Annotated in this window: 20 protein-coding genes; 16 read left to right on the forward strand and 4 right to left on the reverse strand. The window is 42.3% G+C overall.

The genetic code is table 11. From position 1 onward, the window contains the following. Positions 1-59: 59 nt before the first annotated feature. The 15 genes from ACZ41C_RS06410 (at position 60) to ACZ41C_RS06480 (ending at position 15,501) form a co-directional block, all read left to right on the forward strand. On the forward strand, positions 60-926 hold the full coding sequence (locus ACZ41C_RS06410) for a DUF58 domain-containing protein (protein ID WP_272636007.1): 867 nt from the start codon (positions 60-62) through the stop codon (positions 924-926). A gap of 3 nt (positions 927-929) precedes the next feature. Next, the gene (locus ACZ41C_RS06415) at positions 930-2,585 is read left to right on the forward strand and encodes a hypothetical protein (protein ID WP_464564985.1); all 1,656 of its coding nucleotides are present in this window, start codon (positions 930-932) and stop codon (positions 2,583-2,585) included. Beyond that, positions 2,586-3,584, forward strand: a complete 999-nt coding sequence (locus ACZ41C_RS06420) for a vWA domain-containing protein (RefSeq protein ID WP_464564986.1) — start codon at positions 2,586-2,588, stop codon at positions 3,582-3,584. Positions 3,585-3,587: 3 nt separating this feature from the next. Beyond that, entirely contained in the window at positions 3,588-4,634 is a 1,047-nt protein-coding gene (locus tag ACZ41C_RS06425) for a VWA domain-containing protein (RefSeq protein ID WP_138256802.1), read from the forward strand. A 1-nt stretch (position 4,635) separates the two neighbouring features. Further along, a complete protein-coding gene (locus tag ACZ41C_RS06430; protein ID WP_464564987.1) occupies positions 4,636-5,493 on the forward strand; it encodes a tetratricopeptide repeat protein in 858 nt (285 codons plus the stop codon). A 10-nt stretch (positions 5,494-5,503) separates the two neighbouring features. Continuing rightward, positions 5,504-7,282, forward strand: a complete 1,779-nt coding sequence (locus tag ACZ41C_RS06435; protein WP_138256800.1) for a BatD family protein — start codon at positions 5,504-5,506, stop codon at positions 7,280-7,282. A gap of 2 nt (positions 7,283-7,284) precedes the next feature. Beyond that, entirely contained in the window at positions 7,285-8,043 is a 759-nt protein-coding gene (locus tag ACZ41C_RS06440) for an SH3 domain-containing protein (protein WP_464564988.1), read from the forward strand. Between the two features lie 73 nt (positions 8,044-8,116). Then, a complete protein-coding gene (locus ACZ41C_RS06445; protein ID WP_138256798.1) occupies positions 8,117-8,413 on the forward strand; it encodes a hypothetical protein in 297 nt (98 codons plus the stop codon). 77 nt (positions 8,414-8,490) lie between these two features. Beyond that, entirely contained in the window at positions 8,491-10,083 is a 1,593-nt protein-coding gene (locus ACZ41C_RS06450) for a SulP family inorganic anion transporter (RefSeq protein WP_464564989.1), read from the forward strand. A 16-nt stretch (positions 10,084-10,099) separates the two neighbouring features. Beyond that, entirely contained in the window at positions 10,100-10,726 is a 627-nt protein-coding gene (locus ACZ41C_RS06455; RefSeq protein WP_138256796.1) for a carbonic anhydrase family protein, read from the forward strand. An 89-nt stretch (positions 10,727-10,815) separates the two neighbouring features. Next, positions 10,816-11,451, forward strand: coding sequence for a carbonic anhydrase (locus tag ACZ41C_RS06460; RefSeq protein ID WP_138256795.1), 636 nt, complete (start codon positions 10,816-10,818; stop codon positions 11,449-11,451). Between the two features lie 94 nt (positions 11,452-11,545). Beyond that, a complete protein-coding gene (gene pheS / locus ACZ41C_RS06465) occupies positions 11,546-12,565 on the forward strand; it encodes a phenylalanine--tRNA ligase subunit alpha (RefSeq protein WP_138256794.1) in 1,020 nt (339 codons plus the stop codon). A gap of 40 nt (positions 12,566-12,605) precedes the next feature. Continuing rightward, positions 12,606-13,001: a hypothetical protein gene (locus tag ACZ41C_RS06470; protein WP_138256793.1), complete on the forward strand. Its 396-nt coding sequence runs from the start codon at positions 12,606-12,608 to the stop codon at positions 12,999-13,001. A 159-nt stretch (positions 13,002-13,160) separates the two neighbouring features. Then, a complete protein-coding gene (locus ACZ41C_RS06475) occupies positions 13,161-14,354 on the forward strand; it encodes a pyridoxal phosphate-dependent aminotransferase (protein WP_464564990.1) in 1,194 nt (397 codons plus the stop codon). A gap of 4 nt (positions 14,355-14,358) precedes the next feature. Next, positions 14,359-15,501 carry an AEC family transporter gene (locus ACZ41C_RS06480; RefSeq protein WP_138256791.1) on the forward strand — a complete coding sequence of 381 codons (1,143 nt, stop codon included), beginning with the start codon at positions 14,359-14,361 and terminating at the stop codon, positions 15,499-15,501. A 32-nt stretch (positions 15,502-15,533) separates the two neighbouring features. On the opposite strand, the gene ACZ41C_RS06485 is transcribed toward ACZ41C_RS06480, so the two are convergent. Genes ACZ41C_RS06485 through ACZ41C_RS06495 form a run of 3 tightly spaced genes read right to left on the reverse strand, consistent with a single transcriptional unit; the run spans position 15,534 to position 17,155 of the window. After that, the gene (locus tag ACZ41C_RS06485) at positions 15,534-16,022 is read right to left on the reverse strand and encodes a YciI family protein (protein ID WP_464564991.1); all 489 of its coding nucleotides are present in this window, start codon (positions 16,020-16,022) and stop codon (positions 15,534-15,536) included. 1 nt (position 16,023) lies between these two features. Then, positions 16,024-16,491, reverse strand: a complete 468-nt coding sequence (locus tag ACZ41C_RS06490; protein ID WP_464564992.1) for a CYTH domain-containing protein — start codon at positions 16,489-16,491, stop codon at positions 16,024-16,026. Further along, complete coding sequence (locus tag ACZ41C_RS06495; protein WP_464564993.1) at positions 16,484-17,155, reverse strand: NAD(P)H-binding protein; 672 nt, start codon at positions 17,153-17,155, stop codon at positions 16,484-16,486. The genes ACZ41C_RS06490 and ACZ41C_RS06495 overlap by 8 nt, the downstream gene beginning before the upstream one ends. A gap of 28 nt (positions 17,156-17,183) precedes the next feature. On the opposite strand from ACZ41C_RS06495, the gene dinB reads away from it, so the two are divergent. After that, positions 17,184-18,287: a DNA polymerase IV gene (gene dinB / locus ACZ41C_RS06500; RefSeq protein WP_464564994.1), complete on the forward strand. Its 1,104-nt coding sequence runs from the start codon at positions 17,184-17,186 to the stop codon at positions 18,285-18,287. A 51-nt stretch (positions 18,288-18,338) separates the two neighbouring features. On the opposite strand, the gene pyk is transcribed toward dinB, so the two are convergent. Further along, a complete protein-coding gene (gene pyk / locus ACZ41C_RS06505; RefSeq protein WP_138256786.1) occupies positions 18,339-19,781 on the reverse strand; it encodes a pyruvate kinase in 1,443 nt (480 codons plus the stop codon).

The following is a 19,781-nucleotide window of genomic DNA, read 5'->3' on the forward strand; positions in this document are numbered from 1 at the left end:
GTACACAATATTGTGTTCCCTACTGAATACTGCTTGCTGAAAACTGTTTACTAGACCAAATGGATACCAAGGAATTACTCAAAAAAGTACGTAAGATTGAAATCAAGACACGCCGTCTGTCCGACCATATTTTTGGTGGGGAATACCATTCTACGTTCAAGGGAAGGGGTATGACTTTTAGCGAGGTACGGCAGTATCAATTTGGGGACGATGTTAGAAGTATCGATTGGAACGTGACCGCGCGGTACAATGAGCCTTTTGTAAAGGTATTTGAGGAAGAACGGGAACTTACCATGATGCTCATGGTGGATGTGAGCGGTTCGGAATTTTTTGGCACCAAAAATCAGTTCAAAAACGAAATAGTTACGGAAATATCGGCCACATTGGCCTTTAGTGCCTTACAGAATAACGATAAAGTGGGGGTACTTTTATTTTCGGACCAAGTGGAACTTTTCATCCCACCAAAAAAGGGGAAGACCCATGTATTGCGAATCATACGGGAGCTATTAGAATTTACCCCTAAAAGCAACAGAACGGATATCGGCGAAGCCCTAAAATACCTTACCAATGTAATGAAGAAAAAGGCGATCGTTTTTGTATTGTCGGATTTTATTGCGGACGACTATGAGAAGACCTTAAAAATTACGGGCAACAAACATGACGTGACGGGAATACGGGTATATGACGAACGCGAGGAAGAAATTCCAAACCTAGGATTGGTCCAAATGATGGATGCGGAGACCGGTGCATTGCAATTGATCAATACCCAATCCAAGAAAGTGCGCAATTCCTATGCGGAATACTACAGGGATCGGGTCAATTATTTCAAGGAAACCTTTACAAAATCGGGTTGCGGGGTTTTGGATTGTAGGGTAGACGAAAGCTATGTAAAAAAGCTGTTGGGCTATTTTAAAAGAAGAGGATAAAAAATGAGAATCATTTCAACCACACATTTTCCAATATTGCAAATAGCAAGGTTCCTGGCATTTGTGTGTCTTATTTTGTCCCTTTCAACCACAAAGGCCCAAGAAAATCCGAATATCAAGACATCCGTAGACACTACGTATATTAAAATTGGGGAACAGGTCCAATGGAAGGTTTCCGTGGAAGTGGATTCTACCGATCAGGTAATCTTTCCAGAAGGTCAGACCTTTTCTCCATTGGAAACCGTAGAAGCGTTCGCAACGGATACCACACGAAAAAACGACAGGCTTACCCTCCAAAAAATATATACCCTTACCCAATTCGACTCCGGGTTCTATAAACTGCCCACCCAACGCATCGAAATCAATGGCATAGGCTATTTTACGGATAGCACAATGATCCATGTGGAAACAGTTCCAGTGGATACCATTGCCCAAAAGATGTACGACATTAAACCCTTGATCAATGTTGAAAAAAGCTATATGGGTTGGTGGAAATATGTGGTCTTTGGGCTATTGATACTGTTGGCTCTTGGAGGACTCTTTTATTGGTTTTTTATCAGAAAAAGACCCTTGACCCAAGAAGAAAAAGAAGCTCTGTTACCTCCGTACGACAGGGCGCTTTTGGAGCTCAAGCGACTTGAAAATTCCAAATACCTAATTCAGGATGAGTTGAAGGAATATTATTCTGAATTGACCACCATTGTTCGCGCCTATTTGGAAGAAGAGGCACATGTGGCAGCCTTGGAAAGTACTACGGGCCAGTTGATAGAGCGATTGGAACTCTTGAGCGATTCCGGGGAATTGCAGTTGGACAAGGAAACCATCCAACAGTTTAGGAACATACTTCAAACGGCGGATCTGGTAAAGTTCGCCAGGACAAAACCTTCCACCTCCGTGGCGGAGCAAGACCGAAAATTGGTGGAGCAGATTGTGGTAAAAACCCACGAAGCCCTGCCTGAACCAACGGAAGAAGAATTGATGCAGCAAGCGGAATATTTGGAGGAACTGGGCCGAAGAAAACAGAAAAGAAAGCTCATTATTGGACTTTCTACCTTGGCAGGAGTCATCGTTCTGGGAGTGTTGATTGCTGGGTTCAAATTCGGGTTTACCTATTTAAAGGATACGGTGCTTGGCCACCCCACCAAGGAATTATTGGAAGGGGAATGGATTTCCAGCTCCTATGGTTTTCCCCCTATTATATTGGAAACCCCAAAAGTTTTGGTGCGGCAAGAAGTGAAACTGCCTCCGGAGGCAAAGGCCAACATTCAGGATATTCAGGCCTTTTCATACCATAGCCCCATCGGGCTTTTTACCGTGGGGACGACTTCCGTGACCATGAACCCAGAAATGGAAGCTCCCTTTGAGCAGACCATCGAACAGATTATACAGGGTTTTGAAAGTCAAGGTGCCAAGAACATTATTACAAAGCAGGAGGAGTTCACCACCATTAGTGGTATAAAAGGCATCAAAGTATTTGGTAGCGGCGATTTTCCCGTTCCAAATTCAAATCAATTGGTAAAGGGCGAGTACACCGTACTACTCTTTGGGGGCAAGGGATTCCAACAGAACATAATCCTTACCTGGTTGGAAGATGACACCTACGCACAGGATATTGTGGATAGGATTCTTTCCTCTGTAGAAGTAAAAACAGATGTTTAAATGTTAGATAATATATCATTTGCAAATCCGGAATTCTTTTGGCTTTTTTTAGTACTGCCATTAGCCTTGGTATGGTATATTTTCAAACGTAAGGAAGAAACTGCAGCCCTTAAAATAGCCACGATCAAGAGTTTTCAGTACAAAAGTTTCCTACCAAAGTTAAAACCGGGGCTTTTTGTCCTAAGGCTTTTGGCCCTAAGTGCCATCATTATCGCCATGGCAAGGCCGCAAACGGAAGATATATCCACCCGTACCAAAACTACAAGGGGTATCGACATTGTTATGGCCATAGACGTCTCTTCCAGTATGTTGGCAAGGGACCTTAAACCAAATCGCCTATCCGCCCTCAAGGAAGTGGCCGCGGATTTTATCAAAAAAAGGCCCAATGACCGTATCGGTTTGGTGGCCTATGCAGGTGAAGGGTATACGAAAACACCCATTACCACGGACAAAAACATCGTGCTCAATGCACTGAACGAAATAACCTATGGGCAACTGGAGGATGGCACGGCCATTGGAATGGGTCTGGCCACATCCGTAAACAGGTTGAAGGAAAGCAAGGCCAAAAGTAAGATTATTATTCTTCTGACCGATGGGGTGAACAATTCCGGGTTTATCGAACCTCAGACCGCGGCAGATCTGGCCATAGAGTTCGACATTAAAACGTACACCATTGGTCTGGGAACTAATGGGAATGCCCTATCCCCCATAGCGTATAATGCCGATGGTTCCTTTAGGTATGGGATGCGACAAGTGGAAATCGATGAGGAGCTATTGAAAAACATTGCCGAGGTTACGGGCGGAAAATATTTTAGGGCAACGGACAATGAGACCTTGGAAGAAATCTATGAGGAGATTAATAAACTGGAAAAAACGGATATTGAAGAATTCAAATATTACCGATACGAGGAGAAATTTAGACCTTGGGTATTGCTTGCAGGTGCCCTGTTACTTTTGGAATGGGTTTTGAGAAATACGGTATTTAGAAGCTTTATTTAGAAAATGATTCAGTTAGACGAAAAAATATATTTTTATCTATTGTTCATCATACCGGTGATCATAGTCATCTTTCTATTGCTTTTGATTTGGAAAAAAAGGACCCAAAAAAAGTTTGCGGATTCCAATTTATTAAAGCGATTGACGCCTAGCAGATCCTATTACAAGGGCACCTTAAAGCTTATATTCTTTCTTTTGGGACTTTCGGCCCTGATTATGGGACTCGTAAATCCCAAAATAGGCACCAAATTGGAAACCGTAAAGCGTGAAGGTGTGGACATCGTTTTTGCCGTGGACGTCTCAAAAAGTATGTTGGCGGAGGACATCGCACCAAACAGGTTGGAAAAAGCAAAACGACTGGTGTCGGAAATTATAAACCAATTGGCGAGTGACAGGATAGGAATAATAGCGTACGCCGGGCAGGCCTTTCCGCAATTGCCGATCACTACAGATTATGGGGCCGCCAAAATGTTCCTACAAAGCATGAACACGGATATGCTCACTTCGCAAGGAACGGCCATCAACGAGGCGATAGAATTGGCCACTACGTTCTACGATGACGAGGAACAGACCAACAGGGTCCTTTTCGTAATTTCGGATGGGGAAGACCATTCGGAAGATTCCACCATGAGTGCCGTTGAGGAGGCCGTAGATGAGGGAATCACCATCTATACCATAGGTGTGGGGTCTGAAAAGGGATCTGTCATCCCCATAAAAAGAAATGGCGTTATGGAATCCCTCAAGAAGGATGCGCAAGGCCTTGTGGTCATTACCAAACTGAACGAGGAAGTGTTGACCGAAATATCCAATGAGGGCAATGGCGCCTACATTGACGGTTCCAATACGGATGCCGCTGTAGAGTTCATCAAGGAAGAATTGCTGCAAATGGATAAAAAAGAGTTTGAGGCCAAACAATTTGCGGAATACAAGGACCAATTTCAATGGTTTCTGGGAGCTGGATTATTGTTCCTATTTTTGGAAATTTTTATCTTGGACCGCAAGACAAAATGGTTGAAGAAACTCAATTTGTTTAACGAAAAACATCCGGAATAAAATGGGAAAATTCATCTATACATTTTTGCTCCTTTTCATTTCCGTTTCCGTTTTTTCACAGGAAGAGGATGCAAAGGAAAAGGAGAGGGCCTTGAGGACCTCTACCAACCTAACATGGGATGGGAACAAGAACCTTTCCGAAAATAATTTTGTGCAGGCCGAAGTAGATTACAGACAGGCCATTGCCAAAAGCCCCGAAAATGTGGCCGCTCCTTATAATTTAGGAACTGCCTATTACAATAACGAAACCTATAGCGAAGCCTTTGGAAGGTTTAAGGAAGCAGGGGAGGTCGCCACATCGAAAAAGGATAAACACAAGGCATATCACAACATGGGGAATGTGTTCATGAAACGCAAGGATTACCCAAAAGCCGTGGAAGCCTATAAAGAAGCCCTTAGAAACGACCCTACGGACGATGAAACCCGATACAATCTTGCCCTGGCCAAGGAAATGCAAAAAAAAGAGGAAGAGGAAAACAAGGACAAGAACGACGAGAACAAGGACCAGCAGGACCAAGAGGACAAAAAGGACCAGGATCAAAATAAGGACGGGGACAATAAGGAGGACCAAAACCAGGACAACAAAGATCAGGGAGAAAATGGCAATGAGGGAGATAAGGGCGACGAAAAGAAGGATGAGAACAAAGAAGGTGATGGTGACCAAAAAGAGGAGCAGAACAAGAAACCAGAGCAAGGCGACCAACCCCAGGACCAACCGCAACGAAAACCTAACCAGCTCTCAAAGCAACAGGTAGAGAACCTTTTAAGGGCGATGCAAAACGCTGAAAAGCAGGTTCAGGAGAAAATAGATGCCAAAAAGGTAAAAGGTGCAAAAGTGAAGAACGAAAAAGACTGGTAGGCAAGAGTCCATGATCAAGAAGCTAATTATACTAATTCCTTTTTTCTTTCTCTCCTTTTTAGTGAAGGGGCAGGATGCCGACGCCGTTACCTTTGAAATACAGCTGAGCAAACCAAAATTGGGATTGAACGAGCGACTTCGTGTAGATTTTACCATGAACAAGGACGGGGACAATTTCAATCCCCCAGATTTTAATGGGTTCCGGGTCTTAATGGGCCCTTCCCAATCCATAAGTTCATCCTGGATTAATGGTGTAAGAAGCTATTCCAAAACCTATTCCTATACCTTGGCACCCACCGCCAAAGGAAAGTTTACTATTGAACAGGCGACCATCATTATTGCCGGTAAAACCTATAAATCCCTGCCTAAGGAAGTAGAAGTGACGGCCGCTGTGGACAAGCCCAGTGATCAGATGACCGCAGAGGATGTAGCCGATGAAAACCTGCATCTGGTGGCCGAGGTTTCCAAAACAAATCCCTACCTCAACGAAGCCATTAGTGTAGTGTACAAACTTTATGTAAGCCCAAACATCAGTGTTTCCAACTATCAGCCTCTGGATAATCCTACCTACAACAACTTTTGGAGTCAGGATATCAAAGTCTCCAGGCTAACAGCACAAAATGGTACCTATCAAGGTAAACCTTACCGATATGTTGTTCTAAAAAGAGTGGTGCTCTATCCGCAGAAAACAGGGAAATTGGAAATTGAACCCTTGTCCTTGGACGTCACCGTGGACGTTCCAACGAGTAGAAGGGACTTTTTTGGGGGCAGGATCTATTCCCAAACCAATAAAACCGTTTCGGCCGGCAACAGGGTAATAAACGTAAAAAGCCTTCCTACCACCAATCAACCGGTAAATTTCACCGGAGCTGTGGGTGAATTCGATTTTTCGGTCAATACAACAAAAACGGAACTTAATGCGACGGAATCCCTACAGGCCACCGTTGAAGTTAGCGGTAAGGGAAATTTAAAACTGTTCAAGCTTCCGGAACCAGAACTTCCTAGCTCCTTGGAAGTGTATGAACCAGAGTTTACCGAAGATGTACGTACGAACCTCAGCGGCATGCAGGGAAAAGTGAGCAATAGTTATACGATTGTCCCTTCTTTTAGGGGCAAGTATCCCATTCCTTCCATATCCTTTAGCTTTTTTAATCCGAAGACGGAACGATACGAGACCTTAAATTCGGACGAAATCATCATCAATGTACTTGAGGGGCCCAATAATAGTGGAAGCCTCTCCAACTCGGCCATTGGTCAAACGAACAAACAGCAGGTGGTGACTACGGGGAGCCAATTCAATTTTATAAAGCTTTCCCCCAATCTTACGAATATGGGAACCTCTTATTTCTTTGGGTCCACACGGTATTATTTATGGCTCCTTCTACCCTTACTGTTAATTCCCTTAGCGATAATCCTACGGAAGAAAAGGGATGCCATCGCGGAAGATGTAGTGGGAAATAAGATAAAGCGCGCCAATAAATTGGCCAGAAAATATCTTTCCGCAGCCCGAAAGGAACTTGGCAACAAAGATGCGTTCTATATAGCTTTGGAACGTGCCCTGCACAATTACCTGAAAGCCAAGCTAAAAATAGAAACCTCTGAATTCAGTAAGGATAAAATTTCCCAACTTTTGAACAAAAAGGGTATAGAGGAAACAACTATATACGAATTCATTGGACTGCTACAGAATTGTGAGGCGGCCAGATATAGCCCATTCTCCAATGTAGAAATGCAAAGGGACTACGACAAGGCAAGTGAGGTAATTTCTTTAATGGATAAACAATTGTAGGTATGATCAAAAAATTATCCATATTAATGCTACTAATGGGATTCCTTGGGAACTCACAAGGTACCAACTTGTTTGATCAGGCTACCGAAGCCTATAACAACGGTGAGTATGAAAAAGCTATTGAGGCGTACGATAAAATTTTGGAAAACAATCAGCACTCCGCAGCTTTGTATTATAACCTTGGGAACGCCTACTACAAGTTAAACCAAATACCGGAGAGTATTTATTATTACGAGAAATCGCTTTTGTTGAATCCGGACGACCAAGAAGTACGAACCAATCTGACCTATGCCCAGAATATGACCTTGGATGCCATAGAAACGCTGCCCCAGACCGGACTTTCGCGCATTTATAAGAGTATAACCTCCCGGTTAACCTTTGACCAATGGGCCTACGCAAGCATTTTTTGCATGATTTTGTTCGTGCTCCTTTATATTGCCTTTTATTACAATCAATATTCCACTAGAAAAAGGTTCGCCTTTATTGGAAGTTTAATCGCATTGTTCCTTTGTATCGTATTCATAGTATTTGCTTCCGTGGAGTTCAGTTCCTATCAGGCGGATAATCCCGCCATTATTTTTGCCGATGAGGTGAACGTACGTTCGGAGCCCAATACTTCTAGTGAGGATATATTTACCTTGCACTCCGGCACCAAGGTAAACGTTTTGGACAGTCTCAACAACTACCGAAAAATTAGGCTGGCCGACGGCAAAACGGGTTGGATACCTGCCAGTGATCTTAAGGTCTTAAAGGATTTTTAAAATCAATTAAACCTGACATACAGGTATACCTTCAGTAGATATTCAGTATATTCGTCAAAACAGACCAATAAATTTGAAATCACTCGTAGTTTACTTTTTGTCATTTTCTTTATTGATTGCCATATTAGCACCGTCCATTGGCACATTGATGGAGCTATTTGATGGTGAACAGATTGTAATGGATTTTAATGAAGAAGAGGAAAATTATGAAACCACGATAGAGTTTGCCGAAAAGCATTTTGTAAACAACAACCTTCAAAATGATATGTCTTTTTTGGCATTTGGGAAATTACATTCTTTCTCCAAAGATGATACATGTTTAATCCTTTCCAATTTTAAAGAAGTATTCTTACCTCCTCCAAAAGTGTAAATTTTCTTTCCGTTAAATAACGATTTAAAAATTCACTTGACCACCTATTTGGTCTACTTTAAAAGATTTCAAAAAACATGTTCAAACATTTAAAAAGCGATATACCCGCGAGTATCGTGGTATTCTTTGTAGCACTTCCCCTTTGTTTGGGAATTGCCCTGGCAAGTGGCGCACCCTTATTCTCGGGCCTGATTGCGGGAATTATTGGCGGGATTGTAGTAGGCGCCCTAAGCGGTTCCAATATTGGCGTTAGCGGACCGGCGGCGGGTCTGGCGGCCATTGTATTAACGGCGATAGGAGCGCTCGGCGGATATCAGAACTTTTTGGTAGCCGTTGTCATTGGCGGTGTCATTCAATTGATTTTTGGGCTCTTGAAGGCCGGTATCATTGGATATTATTTTCCTTCCTCCGTAATCAAGGGAATGTTGACGGGTATCGGTATCATCATCATCTTGAAACAAATACCGCATTTTTTTGGATATGATCCAGACCCAATGGGTGATATGGCATTTATTCAAGCCGATGGCAATAATACCTTTACCGAAATTATCGATACTATCGACCACATAAGTCCGGGAGCTACCCTGATTGCGATTATAGGATTGGCCATATTAATCTTATGGGACAAAGTTCTTTCTAAAAAGGGGAAAATATTCGCGCTGATACAAGGTCCTCTGGTGGCCGTTGCCCTTGGTATTATATTTTATCTACTTACAAAAAATGACGAATTTCTATCCATTTCCCAGAAACATTTGGTGACTGTTCCAGTTCCCGAGGATGCTGCATCCTTTTTCGCTCAATTTAGTTTTCCAAATTTTTCCGCAATTACAAATCCCCAAATTTGGGTGACAGGTTTTACCATTGCATTAGTAGCTAGTTTGGAAACCTTACTTTGCGTGGAAGCTACTGATAAACTAGATCCCTATAAAAATGTAACCCCAACGAACAGGGAGCTTTTGGCCCAAGGAATGGGTAATATTTTTTCAGGATTGATTGGGGGCTTACCTATTACCCAAGTGATCGTAAGGAGTTCCGCCAATATACAATCAGGAGGTCGAACAAAACTTTCGGCTATCATTCACGGTTTCTTCCTCTTGTTCTCGGTAATTCTTATCCCGAAACTCCTAAACATGATACCCCTTTCTGTGTTAGCGGCCATCCTATTCATAGTAGGTTATAAATTGGCCAAACCGGCCCTGTTTAAAAAAATGTATAGTTTGGGTTGGAAACAGTCAGTACCTTTTTTTATTACAATCCTAGGAATCATTTTTACTGATTTGTTAATCGGAATTGCTCTAGGTTTATGTGTAGGTATTTTTGTAATTCTTCTGAAAAGCTACCAAAATTCCCATTTTTTACAAAAAGAGAAAAATAAGGATGGGAAAAATATAATCAAACTGACACTCGCTGAAGAGGTCACCTTTTTCAACAAAGGAGCCATTTTAAAGGAATTGGAAAGTATCCCGGAAAACACTTTCTTGGAAATAGATAAATTAAAGACCCGCTATCTGGATTATGATATTATTGAAATATTGGAAGACTTTAGATTGAAAGCCAAGGAACGGAATATTGACATAAAGCTTTATTCCAAAAGGGGTACTATTGAAAATCCGCCAAGTTTTATCGAATTTTTTAAAAGTGATCCAAAGTCGGGTTACAATGTTACCTAATAAAAATTAAAAAGATATGAAAGCCCATACCAAAGAAACACAAGCAACAATGACCCCACAAAAGTCATTGCAATTTTTAAAGGAAGGCAATCAGCGTTTTCAGAATAACCTAAAAGCGAACCGCAATCTTTTGGAGCAGGTCAACGATACCAGCGAAGGACAATTTCCCTTTGCTACGATTTTAAGCTGTATCGACTCCAGGGTGTCCGCAGAACTGGTCTTTGATCAAGGATTGGGAGATATTTTCAGTGTGAGGATCGCCGGAAATTTTGTGAACGAGGATATTTTGGGGAGTATGGAGTTTGCCTGCAAATTGGCTGGGACAAAGCTAATTGTCGTTTTGGGCCATACGAGTTGCGGTGCCATAAAAGGGGCTTGCGATCATGCCAGATTGGGGAACCTAACGGCTTTGATAAATAAGATAGAACCTGCAGTGGCCGCCGTTAAGGAACCCGTGGACGAAAGCAAAAGAAATTCCAAAAATTTGGAATTTGTGGATGCTGTAGCCGCAAAAAACGTTGAAATTACGATAGAAAATATCAGACAGCGTAGCAGGGTCCTCGCGGAAATGGAGGAACATGGCGAAATAATGATCGTAGGAGCCATGTACGATATATCTTCCGGATCCGTAGAATTTTACTGAAAAATAGCGCTTTTAAAGAAGGCCAAGACTAAGATTTGAGGCCGATACATGTAAGAATAGGTTATCTTTCCAAAGAACAATTGATTTCTATGGCCTCCAACTATTTAGACAGGATATTCGAGAACAATAAAAAGTGGATTCAGGACAAACTGTCCTTGCAGCCCAATTACTTCAATGAACTGGGCAAAGGCCAGAATCCTGAGTTTTTATATATAGGTTGTGCCGATAGCCGGGTTACCGCAGAGGAACTTATGGGGCTTAATCCCGGTGAAGTGTTCGTTCATAGGAATATTGCCAATATGGTCATTAACATAGACCTGAATACCATGTCCGTCGTGGAATATGCCGTAGAGCATCTCAAGGTAAGTCACCTTGTAGTCTGTGGTCATTACGCGTGTGGCGGCGTAAAAGCCGCTATGCAATCGGCCGATCTGGGCATACTAAATCCATGGTTGCGATGCATTCGAGATGTGTATAGAATCCATAAGGATGAACTGAACACCATAGAGGATGAAGAAAAAAAATACGACCGACTTGTAGAGCTGAATGTTCAGGAACAGTGTGTGAACCTTATAAAAACGGCGGTGGTACAAAAAGCATATAGGCAAAGGGAACTTACGGTGCACGGCTGGGTATTTAATGTACACTCCGGGGAACTCATTGACCTGAATATCGATTTTGAGGGGATTCTAAAGGAAATTATGGAAATATATCATTTGGATTGACTCCTTTCAATTTACCTTGGTTGCATATCTTAATCCCCAAAAACACATTCCACCTTTTTTAAAAGTTTTAAATTTGCGGCTTTAATCAAGCATTATGATTGATAAAATCAAGGAACAAATTGCAGAAGTATCCTCTTTCACCACTGACAATCTGGATGCCGTAGAGGCATTTAGAATAAAATATTTGGGCAAGAAAGGGGTCTTGAACGATTTTTTTGCAGAGTTCAAGAATGTTCCTAACGAGCAAAAAAAGGAATTTGGCCAAACCATCAACCAATTAAAACAGGCCGCTACGGAAAAGGTGGAGCTCTTGAAACAGGCCTTGGAGCAAAACGCATCCGAAGAAAAACTTTTTGGCGATCTTACGCGACCCGGTAACCCCACCGAATTGGGCGCAAGACATCCCATTTCCATTGTCAAGAACAAGATTATAGATATTTTTTCAAGAATAGGGTTCAATGTTTCGGAAGGACCTGAAATTGAAGATGATTGGCACAACTTTACGGCCCTGAACCTCCCGGAGTATCATCCTGCACGCGATATGCAGGACACCTTTTTTGTGCAAACGAATCCGGATATTCTACTCAGGACACATACCTCCTCGGTTCAGGTGCGGTATATGGAAAACAACAAACCGCCCATTAGAACGATTTCCCCTGGAAGGGTTTACAGGAACGAGGCAATATCTGCGCGGTCCCATTGCTTTTTTCATCAGGTGGAAGGACTATATATCGATAAGGATGTCTCTTTTGCCGATTTAAAACAGACCCTGCAGTACTTCACCACGGAACTTTTTGGAAAGTCCAAGATTCGGTTACGCCCCTCCTATTTTCCATTTACCGAACCCAGTGCGGAAGTTGACGTTTATTGGGGGCTGGAAACCGAAACCGATTATAAAATGACCAAAGGTACCGGATGGTTGGAGATTATGGGCTGTGGGATGGTAGACCCAAATGTCCTTAAAAACTGCAATATTGACCCAGAAATCTATTCAGGCTTCGCCTTTGGAATGGGTATAGATAGGATCGCCCTTTTGCTGCATCAGATCAGCGACATACGTTTATTGAGTGAAAATGATATTCGGTTTTTGGAACAATTCAAAAGTTCCCTATAAGCATTGGATGTAAAATTCTTCGGATAAATAACGGATATTTTTGAAAAAAGACATCGAAATACCTATTGCCAAAGACGTGTATATTGCCCTTGTTTACGAGTGGAACGATGAATTCCTGTCCAAGGATTGGAACGCTTACATTATTAATAATAGGAAAACGCCCATTGAAATGGCCCTGATCGTTTCAAAGGGATATGACGAAAAGGTAAAAACCTCCACCATGCGGCATGCCATTGGGGTCGTAGCTGCCAAATCCTTTGAAAAAGTGGAGCTTGTACAGGAAGAAGTGCTGCGCCTTAACAATGAGTTTTTTGTTACCTATTATGCGGATAACAAGCTTTATGAAAAGAAGTTCCTCTTTGAAAAGGGTTCCGTCAACGAACAGAACCTTACCCATGTTCCTTTGATTGAAAAGGATGGGATATTCGCAAAATAGCCCTGTTTTTTGACCCATTAATTGTCATATTGATAGTTTTATGAGTCTATTATTATTCATGTAAAATTTTAACTGCCTGATTTTTACATTATTAAGATAGGATTTGGACCTGCCTAGTTTTAAATTAGTCTCTATAGCTAATTAAACCCTATAGAACTAATGGAAACAGGAAAATTAAATCGTAGAAACTGGCTAAAGACAGGATTGCTCACCGCGGGAGGCATTACGCTATTTCCCCACTTAGGTATTTCTGAAGTGCCTAAAACTTATATTCCTTTGGATGCCAAAGGCAACGCCCTATATAGTCCCTTTTTTAAGGAATTCATCCCCAAGGAATTTCCTGAAGAATCCAAACTTTTGGCAAAGCTGAACGCCAACGAAAATCCTTATGGGCCATCGCCAAAAGCGGTGGAAGCGCTCAAAAATGTAGCTACCAAAGGAAACCGATACGCCTGGCGGGAACTGTTCGACTTAATCGATAAAATCGCCGCGGAAGAAGGGGTAAGTCCAAAAAATATCATGATGGGACCTGGATCTTCAGATCTTCTGGAAAAAACGGGTATGGTGCTGTTCTTGAACGGAGGCAATGTCGTATCCGCGGACCCTTCCTATATGTCCTTGATGCAAGTGGCCCAAGCCACGGGTGCAAGTTGGAAGCCCGTTCCATTGAAAGATGACTGGTCGCACGATTTAAAGGCCATGGAAGAAGCCATCGACTCTGAAACGAAGCTTGTGTACATCTGCAACCCAAACAATCCTACCGGTAGTATTACGGATAGTACAGAATTGTTGGATTTCTGTTCCAGGGTTTCTGAAAAAGTACCTGTTTTCGTCGATGAGGCCTACTTGGCATTCCTGGAGGACGGCGCCAAACAAAGTATGGTCAGCCTCATAAACGAAGGAAAGGATGTAATCATCGCGAGGACCTTCTCAAAAATCCATGGCATGGCAGGGCTTCGGGTTGGTTATATCGTGGCACAGGAATCCACCTTGGAAAAAATTCAGAAAATCACCAGAGGCGGCATGGGAATATCCTATACATCCATCTTTGCCGCTCTAGCGAGTATGGACGACAAAGAGTTCCAAAATATGTCCCGAGAAAAAAATGCGGCGGCTAGGGAGTATGTATACAAAAGCCTAACAAAATTGGGCTATGACTACGTGCCTTCCCATACAAGTTTTATCATTTTCCCCATAGAGATGAACGGAAAACTATTCCTCGATAAGATGCTTGAAAAACAGGTAGGGGTCAGGGCCTTTGAATTCATGGGCAAAAATTGGTGCCGTGTGAGCATAGGCACCATGGACGAAATGAAAATATTTACGGCGGCGCTTACGGACGTATTAGCTTAAAAACATGGATTATACTTTACAAAAGACGTTTACCTTTTTGTTATTTATTGGTATTGGTCTGCTCCTAAAGCTCAAATTTGGTTCCAAGGAGGAATTGACCGGTATCAAGAAAATAATTTTAAACCTTGCCTTGCCCGCTACTATTTTTATTGCCCTATTGGGTGTTCAAATTGACGCGGCGCTGCTTTCTTTGCCATTTTTGGCACTTGCCTTGAACATCCTATTGTTTTTGTTGTTCCCCTATCTTATGCCCCTTACCGGGATAAAGAGGGACACCCCGGAATACCGTACGGCAAGGTTGTTGGTTCCTTCCTTGGCACCAGGACTTTCCTGCTTTCCATTTGTTTTGGAATTTTTGGGTGAGGCCTATTTGGCAAAGGCGGCAATGGCAGACCTGGGCAATAAAGTCTTTGTACTGATAATCCTCTACTTGGTGGCCATGAATTGGTATTATTGCAAACGAGCGATTACAGACCAATCACGAGCTGCAAAATTGAAGTCTTTGACAATGGCAATGATCTCCGAACCCGTAAATATCTTTATAGTCATTGCCTTGATTTTGGTATTTTTTGGTTTTAAAATGGAGTCGTTGCCATTTTTCATTAGCGATACGTTGACCCGACTTAGCGTAATCATGACACCGTTGGTACTATTGTTTATAGGCTTGGCGGTGAAAATAAAAAAAGAGCAGATTTATAAGATTTTTTCGCTTCTGTTTTTAAGGGCCGGCTTTGTTGGCATCCTTTCCGGAGTATTTATTTTGATAGCCAAGGTAGAGGTTCAACAGGATATTTTGGTCCTGCTTTCATTTGGACTAAGTGCCTGTAGCTTTTGGCCCTTTTCGCACATTGCCGTAGTGGGTTCCCAAGAAATGGACATAAAAAAGAATCACAAAACTTTTAATGCCACTTTTGGCGTTAACATCCTGGCGTTATCCTTTCCTCTGTCCACGGTTTTAATCCTGGGGATTTTATCCAGTGGAAACCTTTTCTCAAATGGATATTCCGTGTTGGTTTTAGGCATGATTTTTTCCTTTGTAGGCGCTGTCCCCTATTTGGTAAAACAGCTATTCAAAACCAGAAAAAAGGTAGGTCAAAAAAAGGCCGATTGGGTTATATACAAAACCACTCGTACGGAAACGACTTAATTTTTTACGCAAAGAATACTTTAAACAACGTCCTATCGTAAGGGAAATCCTTTGGCCGCCCACCAAGGGTGCATTTCAATGACCAACCTCCCTGCCTTTACCATAGGGTCCATATTGGCCAGACTATCGGCCATTTCAAAGGTGGGTGTATTGTAAATGGTAATGCCCCTAATGTCCCCATCATCCCCAAATGGCCCGGAGATATCGGCATAACCCAGTTCGTACATTCGGCCTAAATGTGCCAAATGTAAGGACTGAAGACTATCCGTTTCTTCCTTTGTTTGGCTCCTGTTAGGTCCTGATTTTAAGAACGCTATAAAATATTGCTGCATCAACACGGTATCTTTGGTATCCTCATCTACATAATCGAAGATTTCATAGCCTTTATCCGTCAATTCCTTTTTTATTTCTGCGCTGGTTTTGGTTGGTTCTTCCAAGGCGCTATTCATTTCCAGCTGCTGTCTTGGATTTCCACAGGAACAGATGAACGTCAGTACCAATAATTTAAGAACATTCTTCATATTACCAGGTATTGAAAGGTTGTTTGCTTAATTGCGAATTGCAATATTTAATATCTCCGGTGACTTCCTCCCCCAACCAATGGGGCTTTTGGAATAGTTCACTTTCAGTGGTGAGTTCGATTTCTGCCAAAATAAGACCCTTGTTCTCCCCATCGAATACGTCGACTTCAAAATTGTGACCCTCAAAAGGCACTAAATACCTTGTCTTCTCCAAAACGCCCTTCTCACATAGTTGGAGCAACTTTTGGGCATCGATATGCGCTATTTCAGTCTCCCATTCAAAACGGGTGGTCCCGGTTTCGTTCGATTTTCCCTTAACCGTCAAAAACCCCTTCTCCTCTTTTATGCGTATCCTCACGGTCCTTTCAGGGTGTGTGTTCAAAAATCCCTGAATGATTTTGGTACTTGAAACCGCATTGTCCACAAAATGCATGGACTTGACCAAGAATTTACGTTCAATCTCAATCATGATTTGCGATTATTTTTATTTCATCCGAAGTAATTCTTCCGCTTGCTTCTTCCCCATTGGCCAATTTCAGCATACATATCGCAATTTCCTTGGGATGAATGGACCGATATTTTCTCAATGGCCCCACCATAAATACATTTAAAACCTTAAATAATTGCTTTGCCAGCCACTCGCCAGGACGTCGTTCTTCCCGTGGTCCGGAAATTAAGGAAGGCTGTAAAATATAGGTCTTCGATATCCCTATTTTTAATACCGCTTCTTCCATTTCTCCCTTTACCCTGTTGTAGAAAATGGAACTATTCGGATCGGCACCCAAAGCGGAAATGACCAAAAGTTTTTCGATACCCTGTTTGCTGCATATTTGTGCGGCGGAAACAGGAATTCCATAATCTATTTTATGGTACAGTTCCTTGTCCGGGGTTTTGGAATTTGTCGTGCCTATGCAACAAAATACCTCGTCTGCCTTAAATTTAGGATTAAAACATTCCAAGTTTAGGACATCCCCAATATGTTCCTCGATCTTATCCGATACAATATTTAAAGGGTTTCTAGAGAACAGTTTTATTTTATCGTATCGGTCATCCTCCAGCAAAAGCTGTAAAAGTATACCGCCCGTAAGACCGGTAGCCCCAAGAATAATTGCAGTTTTTTTGTTTTGGTCCATCAAATTAAATATACCTTAATTTTACAGGATGTCCAATGATTTTCCTTTACGAAAGATTATCCACGTGGATATGGACGCATTTTATGCCTCCGTAGAACAGTTGGACAATCCCGATCTTAGGCAAAAGCCCGTAGCCGTGGGTGGCAATGAGCTGCGCGGCGTTGTTTCGGCGGCAAGCTATGAGGCTAGAAGATTTGGGGTACGCAGTGCCATGAGCGGTATATTGGCCAAGAAAAAATGTCCGGACCTCATCTTCGTAAAACCTCGCTTTGACCGTTACAAAGAAATTTCCAAACAGATTAGGTCCATATTTTATGATTATACGGATTTGGTAGAGCCCTTATCGTTGGACGAAGCGTATCTGGATGTTACTGTGAACAAAAAAGGGAATCCTTCGGCCACTCTTATTGCCAAGGAAATTAGGGATAGAATCCTGAAGGAAACAGGGCTAAATGCATCGGCAGGTATTTCCATAAATAAGTTCATTGCCAAGGTGGCCAGTGATGTAAACAAGCCAAACGGACAAAAAACGGTAAACCCGGAGGAGGTACAAACGTTCTTGGAAGAATTGGAAATACGGAAGTTTTATGGTGTTGGAAAGGTTACGGCCGAGAAGATGTACGGCCTTGGTATTTTTACCGGCAAGGACCTAAAAGGTAAATCGCTTGCCTTTTTGGAGGAACATTTTGGAAAGAGCGGGAGTTATTATTTCCATGTGGTACGGGGCATTCACAACAGCCCCGTGAAACCCCATAGAATTCCAAAATCCGTAGGTGCGGAACGTACCTTTAACGAAAATTTGAGCAGTGAAATATTCATGTTGGAACGCTTGGAACACATTGCCAGTGAACTGGAAAAACGACTTCAAAAATCCAAAATAGCAGGAAAAACGGTAACGTTGAAAATAAAATACAGCGATTTTACCTTAAACACCCGTAGCAAGACCTTACCTTATTTTATATCGGACAAAAAACTGATACTAGAGACGGCAAAAGAGTTGTTATACCAGGATAAATTACAGAACTCCGTACGGCTCTTGGGTATTTCATTGGCCAATTTAAATACGGAAAAGAAACAACCCACAAGAGAAGATAGAGAATCGGTCTCGGTGCAACTCAAGTTTGAATTTTGAATAAAAAAAAGCCTGTTTTTAACAGGCTTTAAAAATATTTTTTACACTGGATTAAAAATTACAGGTTTCGATTTCCGTGACCCTTAAGGTATTTACCATACCTTTTGCCTTTATGGGCATGGCCGCCAAACTTACCAGCATATCGCCAACTTCCAAATAGCCTTTTTTACAGGCAATTCCGTTAACATCCTCAATGGTCTGGTCCGTAGATACAAACTTATCGTAATAGAAGGCCTTTACGCCCCACAAAAGATTCAACTGCGTAAGGATTCTTTTGTTGGAAGTGAATACCAGTATGTGGGCACTAGGCCTCCATGCCGATATCTGAAATGCCGTATAGCCACTATTGGTCAATGTGGAAATGGCCTTGGCCTTAATTTCATTGGCCATGAGAGCTGCATGAAAACATATCGATTTTGTGATATATCTATTAGTCCTAACGTGTGGTGGCTCATGAGGGACCTTAATTAATTCCGATGATTCCACACTCCTAAGGATACTGGCCATTTTTTCGATTACCTGCACCGGATAGTTTCCAACGGAAGTTTCACCGGATAGCATTACGGCATCCGCACCATCCATGACCGAGTTGGCAACGTCGTTCACCTCCGCCCTTGTAGGGGTCAAACTGGTAATCATCGTCTCCATCATCTGGGTGGCAATAATTACGGGAATTCGTGCCTTTTTGGCCCTAAGCACCAATTTCTTTTGAATCAAAGGTACCTCTTGTGCCGGTACTTCAACACCTAAATCTCCCCTGGCAACCATTAAACCATCACAATACGCGACAATCTTATCAATATTCTCAACAGCCTCCGGCTTTTCTATTTTTGCAATTATTGGGATTTTATGAGCGGAGTGTTGCTTAATTATGTTCTGAAGGTCAATCAAATCCTGGCTGAATCTTACAAAGGATAATGCAATCCAATCCACTTCCAGGGAAATCGCAAATTCCGCATCCTTGATATCCTTTTTGGTAAGGGCCGGTAGGGAAATGTTCGTGTTTGGAAGGTTCACCCCTTTCTTGGACTTTAGAGGCCCTCCTTGAATCACTTTTGCCCTAACTTCAGATTCCCCGTTCGTTGATACGACCTCGAATATCAGCTTTCCGTCGTCCAAAAGTATACGTTCTCCGGGTTTTACGTCCCTAGGGAATTCCTTATAGTTCATGTATACCCTTTCTGCCGTACCTTCAAAGGGTTCGCCTGTTACGAAGGTAAGTTCGTCGCCAGGGCTTACAACAACTTCACCGGACATTACACCAACTCTAAGTTTAGGTCCTTGCAAATCGGCCAAAATAGCCGTATTGGTTTCCAACTCTTCATTGAGCTCACGTATAAGGTCTACCCGTTCCTTAACATCTTTATAGTCGGCATGGGAAAAATTTATCCTAAAGACATCTACTCCTGCCAGCATCATGCTTCTTAGCACATCTTTCTTACTGGTAGCAGGGCCTAGGGTTGCTACGATCTTTGTCTTCTTGTTGCTTGACAT

It is taken from the genome of Maribacter sp. C-4077, from assembly GCF_055378385.1.